This is a genomic window from Chromobacterium indicum (assembly GCF_039708975.1).
GTDB lineage: Bacteria > Pseudomonadota > Gammaproteobacteria > Burkholderiales > Chromobacteriaceae > Chromobacterium > Chromobacterium piscinae.
Map to the genome: position 1 here is coordinate 25,972 of NZ_JAYFSJ010000017.1, position 21,225 is coordinate 47,196.

The following is a 21,225-nucleotide window of genomic DNA, read 5'->3' on the forward strand; positions in this document are numbered from 1 at the left end:
GCCTGCGGGCCGCTTTTTCTCGAAGGGAATCAGACCGCGCTACACCAGCCGGCCGCCTTTCACCTTCAAGCCGCTCAAGGCCAGCTTGCCAATGGCGCCGCCGCTATGATTCGCGTGGGTCAAGGCCACGGCCAGCGCGTCGGCGGCATCGGCCTGCGGCGTGCCGGACAAGTTGAGCATGCGCACCACCATGTACTGCACCTGCTCCTTCGGCGCCTTGCCCTGGCCGACCACCGACTGCTTGACCTGCAGCGCGGTGTACTCCGCCACCGGCAGGTCCTTCAGCACCAGCGCCGTCATGCAGGCGCCGCGCGCCTGGCCCAGCATCAGCGTGGCGGCCGGGTTGACGTTGACGAACACTTGCTCCAGCGCCGCCTCGGTCGGCTGGTAGGTATCGATGACTTGATGTATCCCGTTCACGATCACCTTGACCCGCTCGGCCAGGCTGGCGCCCTGCGGCGTGCGGATGGCGCCTGAGGCGACGTAATGGCGCTGGTTGCCCAGCACGTCGATGACGCCGAAGCCGCAGATGCGGCTGCCGGGATCGATGCCGAGAATGCGCCGGCTCATGCCGTCCAGCCGGAGGCGATGCGGTCGGCCTCGGCCAGCCGTTCCGGCGTGCCGACATCCAGCCACACCCCCTGTTGCACCTCGCCGCGGATCCGGCCCTGCTCCATCGCCGCCAGCAGCCACGGCAGCAGGGGGCTGGCCGCGCCGGGCTTCACGTCGCGGAAGAAAGCCGGATGGTAGGCGGCCAGGCCGCAGAAGGTATACGGCGTGTCGCCATCGCCGCAGGCGGCCACGCGGCCGTCGGCGCGCAGCGTCAGGTCGCGGCCGGTTGGATAGCCGGCCTTGGGCGTCAGCGCCAGGTGGGCCTGCGCGGCGTCGCCGTCCAGCCGGCCCGCCGCCTCGATCAGCCGTTCGACCGGAAAATCCGCCAGCACGTCGCCGTTCAGCACCAGGAAAGGCTCATCGCCGAGCAGAGGCAAGGCGGTGGCGATGCCGCCGGCGGTTTCCAGCGCCTGACCCTCCGGCGAATAGGCGATGGACGCGCCGAAGCGGCTGCCGTCGCCCAGCGCCTCCTCTATCCGTTCGCCCAGCCAGGCGTGGTTGATCACCAGCTCGGTGACGCCGGCGCGAACCAGGCGTTCGATGTGCCACTGGATCAGCGGCTTGCCGCCGGCGACCAGCAAGGGCTTGGGCGTGTGGTCGGTCAACGGCCGCATCCGCTCGCCGCGGCCGGCCGCCAGTATCATTGCCTTCATATTCTTCTCGTTCATTTCGGGAACAGCCGCTCGGCCGGGAAATCGCCTTCGTTTTCCCAGAAACCGCGCTCGCTGCGCTCGGTCAGCCGCCATTGGCCATCCTGCAGCTTCAAGCGGCGATAGCTGACGCGGAAGGTTTCGCCGTCCCACTCGCCCTTGGCCGGGAAGTCCGGCGCGCACGACGCCAGCAGGAAGCCGTCCCGCACCTCTTTCCAGCCGCTCTTCAGCGCGTTCGCCATCGCGAACGGCTTGGCCGAATCGCGCCCCTCGGGCTGGGCGAAGCGGATGCCGCGCGCGCCGACAGTGAATGGCCGCGCCTCGACGCCGGAATAGGAGCCGAAACCGGCGGAATGGTCTTCCAGCAGCAAAAACACCGGCTTGCCGCCGTCGCTGAGCCGGGTGCGCTCCAGCTTCGACAAGCGCCCCACTCGCAAACGAGACAACTGGCCGCTCTGACTGTCGTAGATTCGCAACTCGGCCGGGACCAGGGCCGGCTTCCAGGCATCGCCCTCGCTGCCACCGCCGTCCTGCCGCGCGGCCAGCCTGGCATCCTGCCACAGGCACACGCGCAGATCTTGCGCCGGGAAGCACTGCCGCTGCTTGAGATCGGCGGCGCCTGCCGCCAACGGCAGCAACAGCAAAAGGAGAGGCCAGCGCATCACTGGCCCTTGACGCCCAGCACCGGGTAGCTGGACTGCAGTTCCTCGTCGGTGGCGTCGCGGCCCACTAGGTCCACCAGCAGGTGGTAGAACGGCGCCAGCTCGACATAGCGGCGGGTGGTGCGCTTCAGGTACTTGATGAAGCGCGGAATCTCGGCGCGGTACTTGTCCTTGCCGTCGCGGTGGTGCAGGCGGGCGAAGATGCCGGCCACTTTCAGATGGCGCTGCACGCCCATCCACTCGAAGGCGCGGTAGAAGTCGTCGAAGGCCTCCGGCACCGGCAGGCCGGCGGCGCGCGCCTTCTCCCAGTAGCGGATCGCCAGGTCCAGCACGAACTCTTCTTCCCATTCGATGAAGGCGTCGCGCAGCAGCGATACCGCGTCGTAGCTGACCGGGCCGTACACCGCGTCCTGGAAGTCCAGCACGCCGGGCGCGCCTGGCGTCAACATCAGGTTGCGGACAATGAAGTCGCGATGGACGAAAACCTTGGGCTGCGCCAGCAGCGCCGGCAGCAAGGCCTTGACGCCGGCGTCCCACAGCTGGCGCTGCTTGAAATTCAAGGGCTTGCCCATTTCCTTGGCGCAGAACCATTCCGGGAACAGGTTCAGCTCGCGGGTCAGCAGCGCTTCGTCGTATTCCGGCAACAGATCCGGCTGGCTGCCCTTCTGGATCTCCACCAGCGTGTCCAGCGCCTCCAGCAACAGATGGCGGTGCACCAGAGCGCGCTCGTCGTGCTGCAACGCGGCCAGGTAGGTGACCTTGCCCAAATCCTCCATCACGATGAAGCCCTGCTCGCGGTCGCGCAGGTAAATCTCGGGCACTTTCACCATGGAGAAGATGTCTCGCACCTTGATGTAGGCGTCGGTGCCGATGTGCTCCGGCGGCGCGTCCATCACGATGCGGCTTGCGCCATCGGGCCAGATTGCACGGAAATAGCGGCGGAAGTCGGCGTCGGCCGCGGCGAATTCAAGCTGGATTTCGTCGCCGGGATACTGTTGCGCCAGCCATTTCTTGAGCTGTTCCTGTCTTTGCATGTCGCTTTATCGTGGTGCTGATAGAATTGGACGATTTTATACCGCCCACTGCCCCCCACGATATGGCTTTGTGCATGCACAGACAAAAACTGACTCCGCTGGCGCTGGCCCTGGCCGCCGCCTTTGCCCTGAACGCCCCCGCCGCTTTCGCCGACGACGATGAGCCGCCGATAGCCGTCCCCGCCCCGCCCAAGGAGCCGGGCCAGACCGTGGTCCACGCCGACGATCTGGACGGCGAAATGAACGTGATCCTCCACGCCAAAGGCAATGTGGTGGTGACCCGGGATGACCAGAAGGTGGAGTCCGATTGGCTGGACTACTACCAGAACAAGAGCCGGGTGAAAGCCGGCGACCGCTTCCGCATGACCCGCGGCGGCGACGTGATCACCGGCACCACGCTGGACTACAACGTCGACACCTACAGCGGCACCGGCATGGACCCTGTGTTTTCCATGGCCAGGCAGAACCAGACCGCGGCCAAGCCGGCGCCCGGCGCGCAGCCCGCCAAGCCCGTCACCCTGCGCGGCGACGGCAGCCAGGTGGATTTCCAGGGACAGAACCAATATCGCGTCTACGGCAGCCGGATGACCACCTGCGATCCCGGCGACGAGGCCTGGTATCTGAAGTCGTCGCGCACAGACCTCGACTACAACGCCGGCGTCGGCGTCGCGCACAACGCCTGGATGCAGTTCTACGGCGTGCCCATCCTGTATTCGCCGTGGCTGGACTTCCCGCTCAACAGCAACCGCAAGTCCGGCTTCCTGATGCCGACCTTCAAGACCGGCAGTTCGGGCACGGAATTCTCGCTGCCCTACTACTGGAACATCGCGCCCAATTACGACGCCACCATCACGCCACACATCAACGTCAAGCACGGCAACATGCTGGCGGGCGAATTCCGTTACCTGCAGCCCGACTACAGCGGCCGCATCTACACCGAGCAGTTGCCCAAAGACAAGCTGACCGACCAGTCCCGCTACGCCTGGAGCGCCATCCATAGCCAGAACTTCGGCCATGGGCTGACCTTCGGCATGGATTTCAACCAAGTATCGGACAACAACTACTTCACCGATTTCGGCGACCAGGTGGCCATCGCCTCCAACGTCAACCTGAACCGTGAAGCCTGGCTGAACTACGCGCTAAACTGGCAGGGCGGCGGCGGCAACGTCACCCTGCGCGCCCAGCGCTACCAGAACCTGACCATCAACCCGGGCCCCGGCGACATCCCCTACGCCAAGATGCCGCAGCTGACGTTCAGCGCGAACCAGAGCTTGCCGTCCGGGTTCTCGGCCAATCTGATCTCGGACCTGACCCGCTTCGACCATCCTTCGCTGCAGAACGGCGAGCGCTTGGTGCTCTACCCCAGCGTCAGCTGGAACTTCGACCGCAGCTGGGGCTTCCTGCGGCCGAAGCTGGGCGTCAACTACACCCACTACAATCTGGACGCATTCCAGGGCAACCCAAGCAATGTCCAGACCCGCACGCTGCCGATCTTCAGCACCGACGCCGGCCTGTATTTCGACCGCGACACCCAGTTTCTGGGACGGGACCACCTGATGACGCTGGAACCCCGGCTGTTCTACGTCAACATCCCCAACAACAAGGATCAACTCTCGCTGCCGCAGTTCGATACCTCGCTCAACGACATCAACTTCGCGCAGCTGTTCACCGAGAACCGCTACTCCGGCTACGACCGCATCAACGGCGCCAACCAAATCACCACCGCGCTGACCAGCCGCTTCATCGACCAGACCAACGGTCTGGAGCGCTTGCGCCTGGCGGTGGGCAAGCGTTTTTATCTGAAAGACGACGTCACCCAGAGCGTCAACCAGCCCAGCTCCGACCTGCTGCTGTCCGCTGGCGGCGACCTGACCCGCGAATGGCGCTTCGACAGCAGCTATCAGTACAACCAGCAACTGGGCATGACCGAGCGCTACAACGCCCAGCTGCGCTACAACCCTGCCGCCGGCAAGGTCGCCAGCGTGCGCTACCGCTACGGCCGCTACGAGCAGCTGGACAACTCCAACAACTACGGTCCGATGCGCCAGGTGGACGTCGCCGCGCAGTGGCCGATAGCCCGTCGCTGGTACGCGATCGGCCGCTACAACTACTCCATCATCGAACGCAAGCCTATTGAGCGGCTGGCCGGCTTCGAGTACAACGATGGTTGCTGGTCGCTGCGGATGTACAGCCAACGCTATGTCACCGACCCGACCACCACCAAGAACGCGTGGTTCTTCCAGCTGGAACTCAAGGGCCTCGGCGCCTTGGGCAACAACGGCGTGCAGGACACGCTGCGTCTGGCCGTACCCGGCTACACCAAGATTAACGAGTAACAAAGCCTGACCATGAAAAAGACCCTGCTTGCCCTGTTGATCGCCAGCGTCATGCAAAGCGCGCTGGCGGCCCCCGCCACCCCGGTACGAGAAGTGGATCGCATCGTCGCCGTGGTCAACAAGAACGTGATCACCTGGCAAGAACTGCAGGCGCGCGTGGACGAAGCGATCAAGCAGCTGGAATCGCAAAAGGTGGCCCCGCCGCCGCGCGAGGTGCTGGAGCGCCAGGTGCTGGAACAGATGATCACCGAGGAAGTGCAGCTGCAATACGCGGCCAGCGGCGGCCTGCGCATCGAGGACGCCGCGGTCGATCAGGCCGTGGCCAACCTCGCCAAGCAGAACAAGCTGAACGAAGCCGGCCTGAAGGCCCAGCTGGCCAAGGACGGCATCACGATGGACCGCCTGCGCGGCGACATCCGCCGCGAACTGACCATCTCCCGCCTGCGCGACAGCGAAGTGGCCTCGCGCGTCAACGTCAGCGACAACGAAGTGGATCAGGCGCTGAAGAGCGCGCAGAGCGCCAACCGCACCGAATACCACCTGGCCAGCATCCTGGTCGCCGTGCCTGAGCGTGCCGACGCCAAGCAGATCGACCTGCTGTCGCAAAAGGTGCACAAGGCCCAGGCCGACCTAGCCGCCGGCCAGCCGTTCGCCAAGGTGTCCGCCGCCTACTCCGACGCGCCCAACGCGCTGAAGGGCGGCGACATGGGCTGGCGCAGCGCCACCTCGCTGCCGCAAGAGTTCGTCCAATTGCTGGAACAGCTGAAAGTCGGCGCCGACACCGACGTGATCCGCACCCAGCAAGGCTTCTTCATCTTCAAGCTGGTGGACAAACGCAGCGGCGGCGCGCCGATGATGGTCGAGCAGTATCACCCGCGCCACATCCTGATCCGCACCAACGAGGCGGTGTCCGAAGCCGACGCCAAGGCCCGCATCGACCAGGTGCGCGACCGCATCATGCGCGGCGCCAAGTTCGCCGACATGGCCAAGCTGTACTCGGAAGACGGCAGCAACTCCAAGGGCGGCGACCTGGGCTGGGTGAACCTGGGCGATCTGGTGCCGGAATTCGAGAAGGTGATGGTGTCGCAACCGATCGGCCAGGTGTCGCAGCCGGTGCGCACGCCGTTCGGCTGGCACTTGATTCTGGTGGAAGGCAAGCGCAACCAGGACGTCTCCAGCGACCACGAGAAGATGGCGGTCAAGCAGCAGATCCGCTCGCGCAAGATGGAACAGGCCTACACCGACTGGGTGCGCCAGCTGCGCGACTCCGCCTTCGTCGAAGAACATCTGGACGAGAAGTGATGGCTAACCGGCCCGTTCTGGCCGTCACCGCCGGGGAGCCGGCCGGCATCGGTCCCGATCTGGTTTTGCGGCTGCCCGAGCTGGCGCCTGATACCCGCTGCGTGGCGATCGCCGACCGCGGCCTGCTGGCTGGCCGCGCCGCGGCGCTGGGCCTGGATGTGGAACTGGCCGACTACCGCCCCGGCCAACCGGCGCCCGCCGGCGCGCTGGAGGTGCTGCACGTGCCGTTGGCCGAACAGGCGGAAGCCGGCCGGCTGAATCCGGCCAATGGCCGCTACGTGCTGGCCACGCTGGACGCGGCGATAGACGGCTGCGTGTCCGGCGAATTCGCCGCGATGGTGACCGCGCCGGTGCACAAAGGCGTGATCAACGACGCCGGGGTGCCGTTCACCGGCCATACCGAATACCTGGCCGAGCGCACCGGCACGCAGAAAGTGGTGATGATGCTGGCCGGCGGCGGCATGCGCGTCGCGCTGGCCACCACCCACCTGCCGCTGCGCGACGTCGCCGACGCGATCACCGCGCCGCTGCTGTTCGAGGTGGTCCGCATCCTGCACGCCGACCTGGCCGGCAAGTTCGGCATCGCCGCGCCGCGCATCCTGGTGGCCGGCCTCAACCCGCACGCCGGCGAGAGCGGCCACATGGGCCGCGAGGAAATCGACGTCATCGAGCCGGCGCTGGACGCGCTGCGCGCCGAAGGCATCCTGCTGATCGGCCCGCTGCCGGCCGACACGCTGTTCAATCCCGACAAGCTGGCCGCCGCCGACGCGGTGCTGGCGATGTACCACGACCAGGGCCTGCCGGTGCTCAAGCACGCCAGCTTCGGCGCCGGCGTCAACATCACGCTGGGCCTGCCCATCATCCGCACCTCGGTCGACCACGGCACGGCGCTGGACCTGGCCGCCACCGGCCGCGCCGATCCGGGCAGCCTGGTCGAGGCGGTGCGGCTGGCGGCGCAGCTGGCGCGACGCTCGTCGCGCCGCTGACGTCCGCCGCGACGCTCAGCGCACCACCACCTGATCCGGCAGCTCGTTGACGAAGGACTCGCCGTCCCGCGGCGCGTGCTTCAGCAACACCTCGTGGATTCGGCTTAGCCCCTGTTCCAAACCCGCCACGTGGTCGCGGGCGGCGAAGGCCCGCTGCATCTCGGCGCAGATGCCGGCCCACTCGCCGGCCGCCACCCGGCGGTTGATGCCGCGGTCGGCGACGATTTCTATCCGCCGCTCGGCCAGCAACAGGTACACCAGCACGCCGGTGTTCTCTTCGGTATCCCACACTCTCAGCTCGCCGAACCATTGCAGCGCCCGCTGGCGCGCGCTCATGCCGCGCCAGGCGGCGCGCCAGTCCAGCGCCGACTCCACCACGAAACGCAATTGCCCGCGGTGCGCCCGCTCCGACTCGGCGATCCGCCGCTCCAGCCGCTTCAGCTGAGCCGCCGGGAATTGCCGCCGCGCCTGCCAGCCGGTGCTGCACAGGTGGCGCCATGCGCGTTGCCATCGATTCATTTCACCAGTCTCCCGAAGCACCGCCGCCGCCGAAATCTCCGCCGCCGCCCGACCATCCGCTGCCGCCGGAGCCGGAGCTTCCCCCGCCTCCGCCGCCCCAATTGCCCCAGCTGGCCAGCGACAGGCCATGCTCGCCCAACGCCAGGCACAGACCCGCGGCCACCGCGCCGATCAGCAAGGCCATCATCACGCCGGCGCCCAGCACCACCGACAGGCCGATGCTGAGGCAGCCGATGATGAAGCTGCCCACCAACCGGCCGAACAGCTTGCCGGCCACGCCCGAGCCTATCAGCAGGAAAAAGGCCAGCAGCGGCCAGCTTTCGCCCCAGCCGCCGCCCTGCGCGGCTTGCCTGGCCGGCTCAGGCAGCTTCTCGCCGTCTATCAGGCCCTCGATCTGCGCCGTCGCCGCCTGGATGCCTTGGAAACGCAGACCCTGCTTGAACAGCGGCCGCAAAGTGTCCTGCAGGATGCGCTTGGCATAGATGTCCGGGATCGCGCCCTCCAGCCCGCGCCCGACCAGCAGCTGGGTCTTGTGCGAATCGGCGACGATCAGCAGCAGCGCGCCGTCGTCCACGCCCTTGCGCCCCAGCTTCCAGCTGTCCATCACCCGGGTGCCGTAATCGAACGGCGTTTCCGGGTCGACAGCCGGCACGATCAGCACCGCCAGCTGGCTGCCCTTGCGCTGGTGGAAATCCAGCAGCTGCTTCTCCAGCTCGCCGCGCTCGGCGTCGGTCAGGAAGGACGCCTGGTCGATCACCGGCGAGGTCGGCGGCGGCACCGCCAGCTCGGCCCGCGCGACGCTGGCCAGCAGGCACAGCGCGAGCCACAGCCAGGCCCATGCGCGGCTCATCTCACTTGCCTTGCTGGTCGAAGTTCACCTGCGGCGGCGCCGAGATCGCCTTCTCGTTCTCCACGGTGAAATTGGGGCGGGTCTTCAGGCTGAACATCATCGCGGTCAGGTTGTTGGGAAAGCTGCGCACGGTGACGTTATAGGCCTGCACCGAATCGATATAGCGCTTGCGCGCCAGCGCGATGCGGTTCTCGGTGCCCTCCAGCTGCGCCTGCAGGTCGCGGAACGACTGGTCGGCCTTCAGCTGCGGGTAGTTTTCCGACACCACCAGCAGGCGGGACAAGGCCGAGCCCAGCTGATTTTGCGCGGCGGAGAACTGCTTGAGCTTGTTCTCGTCGCTGGCCGCCGCCGCGTCCATCTGGATGCTGCCGACGCGGGCGCGGGCCTCGGTCACCTGGGTCAGCACGTCTTTCTCATGCTTGGCATAGCCCTGCACCGTCTTCACCAGGTTGGGAATCAGGTCGGCGCGGCGCTGGTACTGGTTCAGCACCTCGGACCAAGCGGCGTTGGCCGCTTCGTCCTGGGACTGCATCGCGTTGTAGCCGCAGCCGCTCAGCGTGGCCGCCAGCGTGAAGGCCAGCAACAGTTTCTTCCACATGATCGTCATCCTCTCGATAGTGCGAAACGCCCCGCAAGGAAGCGTTCAAAACCCATAGCTTAACCGAAAAACGGCGGCGCGCCGGCAATCGAAAAACTCATGAACATGGCGTTTGGCGGCATAAAATGACAAGCCGCGCCACCAAGGCCAGCCATCCCCATTAAATAAAAAATCCCATTCGACTCTCATGAATATGGCTCATGCAAACCGGCAATATCTTGATCTAAAGAGGAAAAAGCCCTATTCAACTCGTATTTTTCGCAGCGCAGCAATTGGGATACACTGACAGGCATTCCTCTAATAAAACCCAGCTTGCGGACAAATGACAGCCATCACCAGCGAACAACGCCTGCGGGAGATCCCGTACAACTACACCTCGTATTCCGACCGCGAGATCGTCATCCGCCTGTTGGGCGAGTCGATGTGGCAATTGCTGGACGAATTGCGCGGCGCGCGCAAAACCGGCCGCTCGGCGCGGATGCTGTTCGAGGTGCTGGGCGACATCTGGGTGGTGGACCGCAATCCGTACCTGGTGGACGACCTGCTGGACAATCCCAAGCGACTGGCCGCGCTGGTGGAGGCGATGCGCCACCGGCTGACCGAGATCGAAAAACGCCGCGACGGCAACGACAAGGTGCAACGGATGATCGCCGCCGCCCGCGAGGCAGTGGACGAGTTCGCCCGCCAGTTCGATGAAACCCGCGAGCTGCGCGCCCGGGTGTTGAAGAAGCTGACCCGGCTGACCCGCCGCGACAATATCCAGTTCGACGGCCTGTCCCGCGTCGCCCACGTCACCGACGCCACCGACTGGCGCGTCGAATATCCGTTCGTGGTGCTGAGCCCGGACAGCGAGGCCGAGATGGCGCCGCTGGTGCGCGCCTGCATCGAGCTGGGCCTGACCATCATCCCGCGCGGCGGCGGCACCGGCTATACCGGCGGCGCGGTGCCGCTGGACCGGATGAGCGCGGTGATCAACACCGAGAAGCTGGACCGCCACCTCGGCGTGGAGCACATCGAGCTGCCGGGGCTGGACGGCAAGCGCGCCACCATCCATTGCGGCGCCGGCGTGGTCACCGCCCGCGTCTCCGAAGCCGCCTACGCCGCCGGACTGGTATTCGCGGTGGACCCGACCTCGGCCGAGGCCTCCTGTATCGGCGGCAACATCGCGATGAACGCCGGCGGCAAGAAAGCCGTGCTGTGGGGCACCACGCTGGACAACCTGGCCAGCTGGAAGATGGTGGACCCGGATGGCCGCTGGCAGCTGGTGGAACGCATCGGCCACAACTACGGCAAGATCCACGACGTGGCCGAGGCGCGCTTCCGCGTGTCGCGGCTGGCCGACGACGGCAAGACCGTGGAGGAAAGCCGCGAACTGATCATTCCCGGCAGCGCCTTCCGCAAAGTGGGCCTGGGCAAGGACGTCACCGACAAATTCCTGGCCGGCCTGCCCGGCGTGCAGAAGGAAGGCTGCGACGGCATCATCACCAGCGCCCGCTTCGTGCTGCACCGGATGCCGGGCCATACCCGCACCGTCTGCCTGGAGTTCTTCGGCACCGTGGCCGAGGCCACGCCGGCCATCGTCGAGATCACCGACCTGTTCAAGCCGGGCGGCGCCTGTCTGGCCGCCGGCGTGCAGCTGGCCGGCCTGGAGCACCTGGACTGGCGCTACGTGCGCGCTGTCGGCTACGCCACCAAGGCCAAGAGCAAGGGCCGGCCGAAGATGGTGCTGATCGCCGACATCGTCTCCGACGACGAGAACGCCGCCGCCGAAGCCGCCAGCCAGGTGGTGCGCATCGCCAACGCCCGCCACGGCGAGGGTTTCATCGCGGTGACGCCGGAGGCGCGCAAGACCTTCTGGCTGGACCGCAGCCGCACCGCGGCCATCGCCAAGCACACCAACGCGTTCAAGGTCAACGAGGACGTGGTGATCCCGCTGCCGCGCCTGGGCGACTACAGCGACGGCATCGAGCGCATCAACATCGAGCTGTCGATCGCCAACAAGATCGAACTGCTGGATACGCTGACCGAGTACTTCCACGGCCGGCTGCCGGTGGACAAGATGGACACCAACCTGCCGTCGGAAGAGCTGATCGGCGACCGCCGCGCCGCCGCGCTGTCGCTGTTGGCGGTGCACCGCGACCGCTGGCAGTGGCTGCTGGACCACATGGACGCGCACTTCCACGAGTACGCGGCCCGCTGGCCCGACGCACCGCTGGAAGACGCGGCCGCGCGGCCGGACACCGTGTTCCACGCGCTGCGCGACTTCGCGCTGCGCGTCAGCTGGAAACGCGAAGTGCTGGCCGAGCTGGAGCAGATCTTCTCCGGCAACGCCGCCGCCGGCATCCGCGCCGCCATCCTCGAGCTGCAAAAGCACGTGCTGCGCGGCCGGGTGTTCGTCGCGCTGCACATGCACGCCGGCGACGGCAACGTGCACACCAACCTGCCGGTCAACTCCGACAACTACCGGATGCTGCAGACCGCCCACCACGCGGTGGAACGCATCATGGCGCTGGCGCGCCGGCTGGGCGGCGTGATCTCCGGCGAGCACGGCATCGGCATCACCAAGCTGGAATTCCTCAGCGATGACGAGATCGGCCCGTTCCGCGTCTACAAGGAGCTGGTGGACCCCAACGGCCACTTCAACCGCGGCAAGCTGCTGCCCGGCGCCGACCTGCGCCTGGCCTACACGCCGTCGTTCTCGCTCTTGGGCGCGGAGTCGCTGATCCTGGAGCAGTCCGACATCGGCGCGATCAACGACTCGATCAAGGACTGCCTGCGCTGCGGCAAGTGCAAACCGGTGTGCTCCACCCACGTGCCGCGCGCCAACCTGCTGTACAGCCCGCGCAACAAGATTCTCGGCGTCGGCCTGCTGACCGAAGCCTTCCTGTACGAGGAGCAGACCCGCCGCGGCGTCAGCCTCAAGCACTTCGAAGAGCTGTCCGACGTGGCCGATCACTGCACGGTCTGCCATCGCTGCGTCAAGCCCTGCCCGGTGAAGATCGATTTCGGCGACGTATCGGTGGCGATGCGCAATTTCCTGCGCAAGGCCGGCCAGAAGAAATTCAACCCCGGCACCGCGCTGGGCATGGCCTTCCTCACCGCCAAGGACCCGGCCACCATCAAAACCATACGCGCCGGCCTGGTCGGCGTCGGCTACAAGGCGCAGCGCCTCGGCAACAGCGTCGGCAAGCGGCTGGGCCTGCTGACCGGGCAGAAGAAACAGCCGCCGGCCACCGTCGGCCCGGCGCCGGTGAAGCAGCAGGTGATCCACTTCATCAACCGGCCGATGCCGGGCGGGCTGCCGAAGAAAACCGCGCGCGCGCTGCTGGACGTGGAAGATCCGCACATCGTGCCGGTGATCCGCAACCCCAAGGCGGCGGAAGACGCCGAGGCGGTGTTCTACTTCCCCGGCTGCGGCTCGGAGCGGCTGTTCAGCCAGGTCGGCCTCGCCACCCAGGCGATGCTGTGGCACGTCGGCGCGCAGACGGTGCTGCCGCCGGGCTACCTGTGCTGCGGCTACCCGCAGACCAGCGCCGGCTACCAGGACAAGGGCGACGCCATCACCACCGAGAACCGCGTGCTGTTCCACCGCGTCGCCAACACGCTGAACTACCTGGACATCAAGACCGTGGTGGTCAGCTGCGGCACCTGCTTCGACCAGCTGGCGCACTATCGCTTCGAGGACATCTTCCCCGGCTGCCGCGTGATCGACATCCACGAATACCTGATGGAAAAGGGCGTCAAGCTGGACGGCATCCAGGGCCAGCAGTATCTCTATCACGACCCCTGCCACACGCCGATGAAGACCCACCAGCCGCTGAAGGTGGTCAACGAGCTGATGGGCGGCGGCGTGCCGCTGTCCGACCGCTGCTGCGGCGAGGCCGGCACCTTCGCCGCCAGCCGGCCGGACATCGCCACCCAGGTGCGCGCGCGCAAGGAGGAGGAAATCCGCGGCAATCTGCAGGCGCTGACCGGCGGCCAGCCGACGGCCAAGCCGGTGAAGATCCTCACTTCCTGCCCGTCCTGCCTGCAGGGCTTGTCGCGCTACAACGACGACACCGGCACCGAGGCCGACTACATCGTGGTGGAAATCGCCCGCCACCTGCTGGGCGAGAACTGGCTGCCGGAATACGTGGCCCGCGCCCGCGACGGCGGCATCGAAAGGGTGCTGTTGTAACTCCGTCCCCGGCCCTTCCCCTCAGGAAAGGCCGGGGCTTGACCTTGCCCTTGCGGCAAGGTCCAGACTGGCTCCATCCGCCACCACCCGTTTCGACTCATGCTCACCATCGGACAACTGGCCCGCTGCTACGGCCTCAGCACCAAGACGCTGCGCCACTACGACGGCATCGGCCTGTTCCGCCCGGCGCTGACCGGCCGCGGCAACGGCTACCGCTATTACCTGCCGGCGCAGGTGGCGGAGCTGGGCCGCATCGTCATGCTGCGCGAGCTGGGCCTGCCGCTGGACGAGATCGCCAGGCTGCTGCCCGCCGATGACGCGGCCCTGCGCCGCGCGCTGCGCGAGCATGCGGCGCGGCTGCGGGATGAGATCGAAACGCGGCGCGAGCGGATCGCGCGCATCGAGCGCCGACTCGACCAACCCGAATGGAGCCAGACCGCCATGCAAACGCCCGACATCGTCAATCTGCCCGCCTTCCGCGTCATCGGCCTCGCCTGGAGTCCCCAGGACGAGGGCGACATCCCGGCCATGTGGCAACGCTTCCTCGAACGCGAAAACGAAATCGCCGACGCCCGTCCCGGCAGCAGCTACGGCCTGTGCCAACCGCTGCCCGACGGCGGCTGGCGCTATCTCGCCGCCTTGCAGGCGGCGGCGGACGCGCCGGTGCCCGACGGCATGGCGGCGGTCGACGTGCCCGCCCAACGCTACGCCCGCTTCCGCCACGTCGGCCCGGTGGACGGCCTGCCCGCCACCTTCCGCGCCATCCACGGCAGCTGGTTGCCGGCGGCCGGCCTGGAAGCGATGGACGGCATCGAATTCGAATACATGGACCAGCGCTTCATCGCGCCCGGCCATCCCGACTCGCTGACCGAGCTGTACATTCCGATCCGTTGACGAATAATCCATTCGCATAACGCGATGTGATAAATTGCCGGGTCCGCCACTCCGGAGAATCCGGCCATGCTGCTTCGCACCGACCGCGACACCCTGCTCGCGCCGCTTTCCATCGTCTGCGGCGTGGCGCCGCGCCGCCACGCGCTGCCCGTCCTGTCTCACGCGCTGCTGGAAGCCGACGGCGAACACCTGGCGCTGACCGCCAGCGATCTGGAAATCCAGCTGCGAAGCCGCCGGGCCGTCCCGACCGATACGCCGTTCCGCCTATGCCTGCCGGCGCGCAAGCTGCTGGACATCCTGCGCGCGCTGCCCGCCGGCTGCGAGCTGCAGTTGAAGCGCCATGGCAGCCAGCTGCTGTTGCTGGCCGCCGGCAGCCGCTTCCTGCTGCAGGCGCTGCCGGCCGACGACTTCCCGCTGCTGGAGGCCGATGCCGACACCGCCGCCCCGCTGCGGCTGGAGCAGGGCGAACTGAAGCGCAAGCTCGGCCAGATCCTGTACGCGCTGGCCGACAACGACATCCGCCCCTACCTCAACGCCCTGCTGCTGCAACTGGACGGCGGCGAGCTGCGGCTGATCGCCTCCGACGGCGTGCGGCTGGCCTTCCAGCGCTATCCGCTGCCAGCCCCGCAGCCGGGAAGAACGCTGCTGCTGCCGCGCAAGGCGGCGCTGGAACTGGCCAAGCTGCTGGGCGATCGGGACGCTCCCGTCCTGCTGGAGCCCGGCGCGCGGCAACTGGCCTGTGCGATCGGCGACACCCTGCTGCGCTGCAAGCTGCTGGACGCCCGCGCGCCGGACTATCTGCGCCTGCTGCCTGAGCGCCACGACTGCGAGCTGACGCTGCCGCGCCTGCCGCTGCTGGAAGCGGTGCAACGGGTGGCGGTGCTGGCGCATGCCAAGTTCCGCCAGCTGGAGCTGACGATCCGCCCCGGCCAGCTGGCGCTGCGCTGTCGCAACGCCGATCGCGAGGAGGCGGAGGAGACGCTGCCGACCGACTGGCAAGGCCCGCCGCTCGACGCCAGCTTCAATCTGCAATACCTGCAGGACGTGCTGACCCATGTGCCGGCCGAACATCTGCGCTTCGGCCTGGGCGGCGATCAGCGCGGCATGCTGGTCACCAACCCCGACGATCCGCACTTTCAGTACCTGGCCATGCCGCTTCGTGGCTGACGCGCGGCCTCGCAACGCCTATCTTCATATTACGATCTGCGATTTTGCCATTCGGAAGGGTAGCCGTGTCCGGCCCATTGTCTCGTTATCGCCTGGCCATCATCGTCGCCCTGCTGTTGCTGGCTGGCATCATCGTCAATGCCGGCCTGTACTATCAGCAGGGCAGCCAGGACATCCGCCACGGCATCGTCGAACAAGGCCTGCCGCTGACCGGCGACACCATCTTTTCCGAGATAGACAAAAGCATCCTGCGACCGTTGTCGGTGGCGTCGCTGATGGCCAACGACACCTTTCTGCAGGACTGGCTCCGAGACGGCGAGCGCGGCCCCGATCGCGTCGCGCGCTACCTGGCGGCCATCAACGGCCGCTACGGCATCACCGGCAGCTTCCTGGTATCGGAAAGCAGCCGGCGCTACTACTACGCCGGCGGCGTGCTGAAAACCGTGTCGCCGGCCGATCCGGAAGACCACTGGTACTTCCGCAGCCTCAAGAACGCCCAGGGCGTCTACGACATCGCGCTGGACGAGGACATGACCAATGGCGGCAAGACCACGCTGTTCATCAACCACCGCATCGTCGACGGCCAGGGCAAGCTGCTGGGCGTGATAGGCGTCGGCCTGCCCCAGGCCGAGCTGAGCGCGCAGCTGGCCGCGCACGAGCGGCGTTTCCAGCGTCGCATCTACTTCATCGACCACGACGGCCGCATCGTGCTGGACAGCGCCGGCGCCGGGCAAAGCAAGCTGCGCGACATGCCTGGCCTGGCCCAACTTGCCGACGCCATCCTGGCCGGCGGCCCCGAGCCGCGCAAGCTGGAGTACAGCCGCGACGGCAATCGCTACCTGCTGACCAGCCGCCTGCTGCCCGAGCTGGGCTGGCATTTGCTGGTGGAGCAGAACGAAACCCGCGCGCTGCAGCCGCTGCACGCCGCGCTGCAGGTCAATCTGGCCATCAACAGCACCATCCTGCTGCTGGTGCTGATCGCGGTGCTGGCCACCTTGCAGCACCACCAGCGGCGGATGCGGCAGCTTGCCACCACCGACCCGCTGACTGGCTGCCTGAACCGGCTGGCCTTTCTGGACCTGCTGCCCGGCTGGCTGCGGGCCTGCGAACGCGCCAGCGCCGAGCCGCAGTTGCTGATGATAGACATCGACCACTTCAAGCAGGTCAACGACAAGCACGGCCACCAGATCGGCGACCAGGTGCTGCGCGAGATCGCCGACCTGCTGCGCTCGCAACTGCGCGGCGGCGATCTGCTGATACGCTGGGGCGGCGAGGAGTTCGTGGTGCTGGTCCATAGCCACGGCGACGACGACGCGCTGGCCGAACGCCTGCGCAGCATCGTCGCCAATCACATGATGAGCGCCTCCGGCAAGCGGCTGACGGTGACCATCAGCATCGGCCTGTGCCAATGGCTGCCGCCGGAAACGCTGGAAGCCGCCGTCGCCCGCGCCGACCTCGCGCTGTACGCCGCCAAGCAAGGCGGCCGCAACCGCGTCTGCCATGCCCAGCCTTACCACCCGCTGGACGAACCCATCGCATGATAAATGCTTATAATGTGGACTTTCATCGCGAAGTCCGCCCATGCCCTCGATCCAGCTGCTGATCCCCGACGACTACCAGAACATCGGCCCCGAACTGGCCGAACTGCGCCAGAACCCCGGCTACCGCTGCGCCAGCGTCGGCGACCTGTCCCGGCTGCCGGACGCGGACGCCGTCCTGGCCGAAACCGACGCCCTGCTGCTGATCCGCGAACGCACCATAGTGGATGCCGCGCTGCTGGCGCGGACACCGGCGTTGAAGCTGGTCAGCCAGACCGGCAAGCTCGCCCGCAACATCGACGTGGACGCCTGCACCCGCGCCGGCGTCGCGGTGGTGGAAGGCAGCGGCACGCCGCACGCGCCGGCGGAGCTGGCCTGGCTGCTGATCATGGCGGCGCGCCGCCGGCTGGAGGAGAACATGGCCAGCCTGCGCGCGGGCCGCTGGCAGGGTCCGGTGGGCCATGCGGTGCGCGGCCAGACGATGGGCATTCTCGGCTTCGGCAAGATAGGCAAGCTGGTGGCCGGTTACGGCCGCGCCTTCGGCATGGAGATCCTGGTGTGGGGCAGCGAGCGCGCCCGCGAGGAAGCGCTGGCGCTGGGCTACCGGGCCGCCGCCAGCCGCGAGGCCTTCTTCGCCGACGCCGACGTCGTCACTCTGCACCAGCGGCTGCTCCCCGCCACCGCCGGCAACGTGACCCGCGCCGACCTCTCGGCGATGAAGCCGGACGCGCTGCTGGTCAACACCAGCCGCGCCGAACTGATTGCGCCCGGCGCGCTGGAAGCGGCGCTGGACGCCGGCCGCCCCGGCTTCGCCGCGCTCGACGTGTTCGAGCAGGAACCGATCTACGACGCTGGCCACCCGCTGCTGCGCCGCCCCAACGTGCTGTGCACGCCGCACCTGGGCTACGCCGAGGCCGACAGCTACCGCCAGTACCTGGAAATCGCCTACCGCAACGCGCTGCGTTTCTTCGAAGGCGACGCGTCGCATGTGCTGAACCCGGAAGCCCTGGCCTGAGGCCGCCCCACCCTTTTCCCACACCTGCCGGAGAGCAAACATGTCCGATACCGCGCTGCTGATCATCGATGTACAAGCCGGCGTCGTCGAAGGCGAGCTTCGCGCCGCCCGCCTCGACGCCGTGCTCGACAACCTCAACCTCGCCATCGCCAAGGCCCGCCAGCGCGGCATGCCGGTGATCTTCGTCCAGCACGAGGAAGACGACCTGCCGCGCGGCTCCGACGCCTGGCAGCTGCATCCCCGGCTCTCGCGCCAGGACGGCGACGCCATCGTCTACAAACGCTACGGCGACAGCTTCTGCGACACCGATCTGGCGCAACTGCTGTCGGCGCGCGGCGCGAACAAGCTGTGGATAGGCGGCGCCGCCACCGATTTCTGCGTCGACAGCACGCTGCGCAACGCGGTGTCGCGCGGCTATCAAGTCACTGCCATCGCCGACGGCCATACCACGCTCAGCGCCTTTGCTTTGAGCGGCGAGCAAGTGATCGACCACTTCAACGCCGTCTGGCAAGCCTCCAGCGCCACGCCGCAGCCGTTGCGGGTGCTGCCGGCGGCCGAGCTGTGAATCCGGGCAGGCAATGAAAAACGGCGGGGCATGCCCCGCCGTTTTCCATCCTCGCCCGCTTACTTCTTCACCGCCTTGGCTTTCGCCGCCGCTGCCGCGCGGCGCTGGGCGGCGGTCGCCGCGTCCAGCCGTACTTCGGCGCTGGTCTTCAGCAGCGTCGACTGCGCGTCGTCGCCGTCCAGCGACCAGCTGAACACCCCGCCCAGCTGCTGCGAGCGCACGTAGTCGAGCTTGCCGCGGATGGTGGCCGGATCGTCGTAGCTCCAGAACTCGTTGCCGTCGTAGGTCCACAGCTGTTTGGCCACCGGGCTGTTGAACTGCTTGGCGCTGCGGGTCACCAGCACGCGGTAGTCCTCGATGCCCTGCTCGTAGGTGCCCTTGGCCGGACCGGTGGCCACCTGGTACAGGCCATCGCCCTTCGGACCGGCGGCGACGCCAGCCCAGCCGCGGCCGTAGAACGGCAGGCCGACGTTGATTTTGGCGCGCGGCACGCCAGCGCTCACCAGGGTCTTCACCGCGTCGTCGACGTTGTAATAGACCTGGTCGCCAGTTACCGGCGCGGCCGGATCGCGGTAGAGGTTGGACTGGAAGTTGGTCGGCCCCTTGGCGTCCCAGCCGCCGTGGAAGTCGTAGGTCATCACGTTGATCCAGTCGAGATAGCCGCTGTACTTGTCCGGCTCGGTGTTGCGGATCTTGTCGACGCCGGAGCCGATCGCCACGGTCAGGTAGTAGCGGCGCTTGTTGGCCGTGGATAGCGCGTTCAGCTGGTTGCGGAATTCGGCCATCAGCAGCGTGTAGTTCTGCTTGTCGTTGGGATCGACGGTATTGGTCGGCAGGCCGCCGCCGCCCGGGTATTCCCAGTCGATGTCGAAGCCGTCGAACACGCCGAGCGCCGCTGCCTGTCCTCCGGCGCTTTCGCCCACCGGCAGGTTGCCCTTGATGTAGAGATCGATGCACGAGCTGACCATCGCCTTGCGGCCGGCGTCGGAGGCGGCGAACTTGCCGAAGTTCTTCGACCAGGTCCAGCCGCCCAGCGAGATCAGCACTTTCAGCGAGGGATTGGCCAGCTTCAGCTTGCGCAGCTGGTTGAAGTTGCCGCGCAGCGGATCGTTCCAGCTGTCGGCCTTGCCGTCCACCGACTCGTTGGCGGCGAAGGAGCGCTGGTAATCGGCCCAGGCGTCGCCGCCGTCGCCGTTGCCGTTTTCGGCGCGGGTGACCATGCCGCACTTGCCGTCGGCGTAGACATTGCCGAACGCGTAGTTGAGGAAGGTCAGCTGCTTGTCGCCGCCGGACTTCACCAGGTTGGCGACCTTGTAGTTGCGGTCATAGATGCCCCATTGGGCGAAGTAGGAGCCGACATGGCGGCCGACGGTAGGCTTGGGCTCGGGCGGCACGCCGCTGCCCGGCGTGCCCGGGGTGCCGGGATCGCCGCCGTCAGGCACGCACTCGCTGGCCGGGCGCTCCTGCCAGGCGCCCCACTGGCTGCTGCCCGGCTGCTCGCCCTGGGTCCACCAGCTGGCGCGCCAGGTCTTGCCGTTGAAGGTGGCGTAATCGCCGGCGTTATAGACCTTGCCTGTCGCCCACGGCGAGCAAGACGGCGCGGCCCAGACCGCCTGGGACAACGCGAAGGCGGCGCCGACTGCCAGCAGCGCGCGCGACAACGGAAATGGCATCATGGTGGTTCTCCTCTTCTTGATTGAGTGAACGGCGGAGGGATTCGCTCTGCCTATGCATACACCGAACATGAGCGTCTCATGTGGTATTACATTGGTATCAGAATCGAATATCCAGACCCAAATTCAAGAACAGGCGCAAACGTCTGTCATTTCGTACAGGTTTTATTGATACTGAATGACAGATATACAACAGAATCTTCAAAAAGAACGCCAAAACAAAAAGGAGGCCTTAAGCCTCCTTTCTCTCACATCCGGAGATGACCCGGCCGATCAGGCCGCTTTCTTCGCGTGGTGGTGGTGTTTCTTGTGATGGTGGTGCTTGCCGTGCTTCTTGGCGGCTTGCGCTTTTTGCGCGGCCGGAGCCGAGCTGGCCTTCTTGGCGTGGTGCTTCTTGTGATGCTTGTGGTGCTTGGCCGGAGCGGCGGCTTTGGCGGCCGGAGCGGAAGCGTCGGCGGCGTAGGTGGCGGCGGAACCCAGGCCCAGAGCGGCGGCCAGCAGAAGGGCGGTCAGTTTTTTCATGGTCATGCTCCCGAATACGAGTGTAAGGATTCTGTTTCTGGGGCGTTGTTTCCTGCGCCCTTGAACCCATAGTAGGCAGGCCGCCCCACCCCGTCTGTGAGGCCTGTGTAAGCGGGTGTAACCAA

At 66.9% G+C, this 21,225-nt stretch carries 18 protein-coding genes; 9 read left to right on the top strand and 9 right to left on the bottom strand.

Annotated elements, in window-relative coordinates; genetic code table 11:
- Positions 1 to 39: 39 nt before the first annotated feature.
- From ruvC to amgK, 4 genes are read right to left on the bottom strand one after another with little or no spacing between them, the layout of a single operon-like run.
- Entirely contained in the window at positions 40 to 570 is a 531-nt protein-coding gene (gene ruvC, locus VA599_RS20035; protein ID WP_104946048.1) for a crossover junction endodeoxyribonuclease RuvC, read from the bottom strand.
- Complete coding sequence (gene murU, locus VA599_RS20040) at positions 567 to 1,265, bottom strand: N-acetylmuramate alpha-1-phosphate uridylyltransferase MurU (RefSeq protein WP_031296466.1); 699 nt, start codon at positions 1,263 to 1,265, stop codon at positions 567 to 569. The genes ruvC and murU overlap by 4 nt, the downstream gene beginning before the upstream one ends.
- A gap of 11 nt (positions 1,266 to 1,276) precedes the next feature.
- Positions 1,277 to 1,924: a hypothetical protein gene (locus VA599_RS20045; RefSeq protein WP_346790270.1), complete on the bottom strand. Its 648-nt coding sequence runs from the start codon at positions 1,922 to 1,924 to the stop codon at positions 1,277 to 1,279.
- Positions 1,924 to 2,958 carry an N-acetylmuramate/N-acetylglucosamine kinase AmgK gene (gene amgK / locus VA599_RS20050; protein ID WP_346790271.1) on the bottom strand — a complete coding sequence of 345 codons (1,035 nt, stop codon included), beginning with the start codon at positions 2,956 to 2,958 and terminating at the stop codon, positions 1,924 to 1,926. The genes VA599_RS20045 and amgK overlap by 1 nt, the downstream gene beginning before the upstream one ends.
- Positions 2,959 to 3,032: 74 nt before the next feature.
- Here amgK and VA599_RS20055 point away from each other — a divergent pair, with 74 nt between their 5' ends.
- From VA599_RS20055 to pdxA, 3 genes are read left to right on the top strand one after another with little or no spacing between them, the layout of a single operon-like run.
- Positions 3,033 to 5,294 (top strand): LPS-assembly protein LptD, encoded by a 2,262-nt coding sequence (locus tag VA599_RS20055; RefSeq protein WP_346790273.1) that lies wholly within the window; start codon positions 3,033 to 3,035, stop codon positions 5,292 to 5,294.
- Positions 5,295 to 5,306: 12 nt separating this feature from the next.
- Positions 5,307 to 6,596: a peptidylprolyl isomerase gene (locus VA599_RS20060; protein ID WP_199776234.1), complete on the top strand. Its 1,290-nt coding sequence runs from the start codon at positions 5,307 to 5,309 to the stop codon at positions 6,594 to 6,596.
- Positions 6,596 to 7,582 (top strand): 4-hydroxythreonine-4-phosphate dehydrogenase PdxA, encoded by a 987-nt coding sequence (gene pdxA / locus VA599_RS20065; protein WP_346790274.1) that lies wholly within the window; start codon positions 6,596 to 6,598, stop codon positions 7,580 to 7,582. Before VA599_RS20060 ends, pdxA begins: the two co-directional genes overlap by 1 nt.
- Positions 7,583 to 7,597: 15 nt before the next feature.
- On the opposite strand, the gene VA599_RS20070 is transcribed toward pdxA, so the two are convergent.
- From VA599_RS20070 to VA599_RS20080, 3 genes are read right to left on the bottom strand one after another with little or no spacing between them, the layout of a single operon-like run.
- Positions 7,598 to 8,101, bottom strand: coding sequence for a TPM domain-containing protein (locus tag VA599_RS20070; RefSeq protein ID WP_346790275.1), 504 nt, complete (start codon positions 8,099 to 8,101; stop codon positions 7,598 to 7,600).
- Between the two features lies 1 nt (position 8,102).
- Positions 8,103 to 8,951: a TPM domain-containing protein gene (locus VA599_RS20075; RefSeq protein ID WP_346790276.1), complete on the bottom strand. Its 849-nt coding sequence runs from the start codon at positions 8,949 to 8,951 to the stop codon at positions 8,103 to 8,105.
- A 1-nt stretch (position 8,952) separates the two neighbouring features.
- Positions 8,953 to 9,558 carry a LemA family protein gene (locus tag VA599_RS20080; protein ID WP_343481010.1) on the bottom strand — a complete coding sequence of 202 codons (606 nt, stop codon included), beginning with the start codon at positions 9,556 to 9,558 and terminating at the stop codon, positions 8,953 to 8,955.
- Positions 9,559 to 9,871: 313 nt separating this feature from the next.
- Between VA599_RS20080 and VA599_RS20085 the strand changes: the two genes are divergently transcribed.
- The 6 genes from VA599_RS20085 to VA599_RS20110 all read left to right on the top strand — a co-directional run bounded on the left by VA599_RS20085 (position 9,872) and on the right by VA599_RS20110 (position 18,905).
- Entirely contained in the window at positions 9,872 to 13,726 is a 3,855-nt protein-coding gene (locus tag VA599_RS20085) for a DUF3683 domain-containing protein (protein ID WP_346790277.1), read from the top strand.
- Positions 13,727 to 13,825: 99 nt separating this feature from the next.
- On the top strand, positions 13,826 to 14,620 hold the full coding sequence (locus VA599_RS20090; protein WP_346790278.1) for a MerR family transcriptional regulator: 795 nt from the start codon (positions 13,826 to 13,828) through the stop codon (positions 14,618 to 14,620).
- A 66-nt stretch (positions 14,621 to 14,686) separates the two neighbouring features.
- On the top strand, positions 14,687 to 15,787 hold the full coding sequence (dnaN, locus tag VA599_RS20095; protein WP_104946038.1) for a DNA polymerase III subunit beta: 1,101 nt from the start codon (positions 14,687 to 14,689) through the stop codon (positions 15,785 to 15,787).
- Between the two features lie 65 nt (positions 15,788 to 15,852).
- Positions 15,853 to 17,328, top strand: coding sequence for a sensor domain-containing diguanylate cyclase (locus tag VA599_RS20100; protein WP_346790279.1), 1,476 nt, complete (start codon positions 15,853 to 15,855; stop codon positions 17,326 to 17,328).
- A 40-nt stretch (positions 17,329 to 17,368) separates the two neighbouring features.
- Complete coding sequence (locus VA599_RS20105) at positions 17,369 to 18,340, top strand: D-2-hydroxyacid dehydrogenase family protein (protein ID WP_346790280.1); 972 nt, start codon at positions 17,369 to 17,371, stop codon at positions 18,338 to 18,340.
- Between the two features lie 40 nt (positions 18,341 to 18,380).
- Positions 18,381 to 18,905: a cysteine hydrolase family protein gene (locus VA599_RS20110; protein ID WP_021476257.1), complete on the top strand. Its 525-nt coding sequence runs from the start codon at positions 18,381 to 18,383 to the stop codon at positions 18,903 to 18,905.
- Between the two features lie 59 nt (positions 18,906 to 18,964).
- Here the strand turns inward: VA599_RS20110 and VA599_RS20115 are convergent, their stop codons facing one another.
- Positions 18,965 to 20,581 (bottom strand): glycosyl hydrolase family 18 protein, encoded by a 1,617-nt coding sequence (locus VA599_RS20115; protein ID WP_346790281.1) that lies wholly within the window; start codon positions 20,579 to 20,581, stop codon positions 18,965 to 18,967.
- Between the two features lie 270 nt (positions 20,582 to 20,851).
- Positions 20,852 to 21,100, bottom strand: a complete 249-nt coding sequence (locus tag VA599_RS20120) for a hypothetical protein (protein ID WP_046158090.1) — start codon at positions 21,098 to 21,100, stop codon at positions 20,852 to 20,854.
- Positions 21,101 to 21,225: the final 125 nt, after the last annotated feature.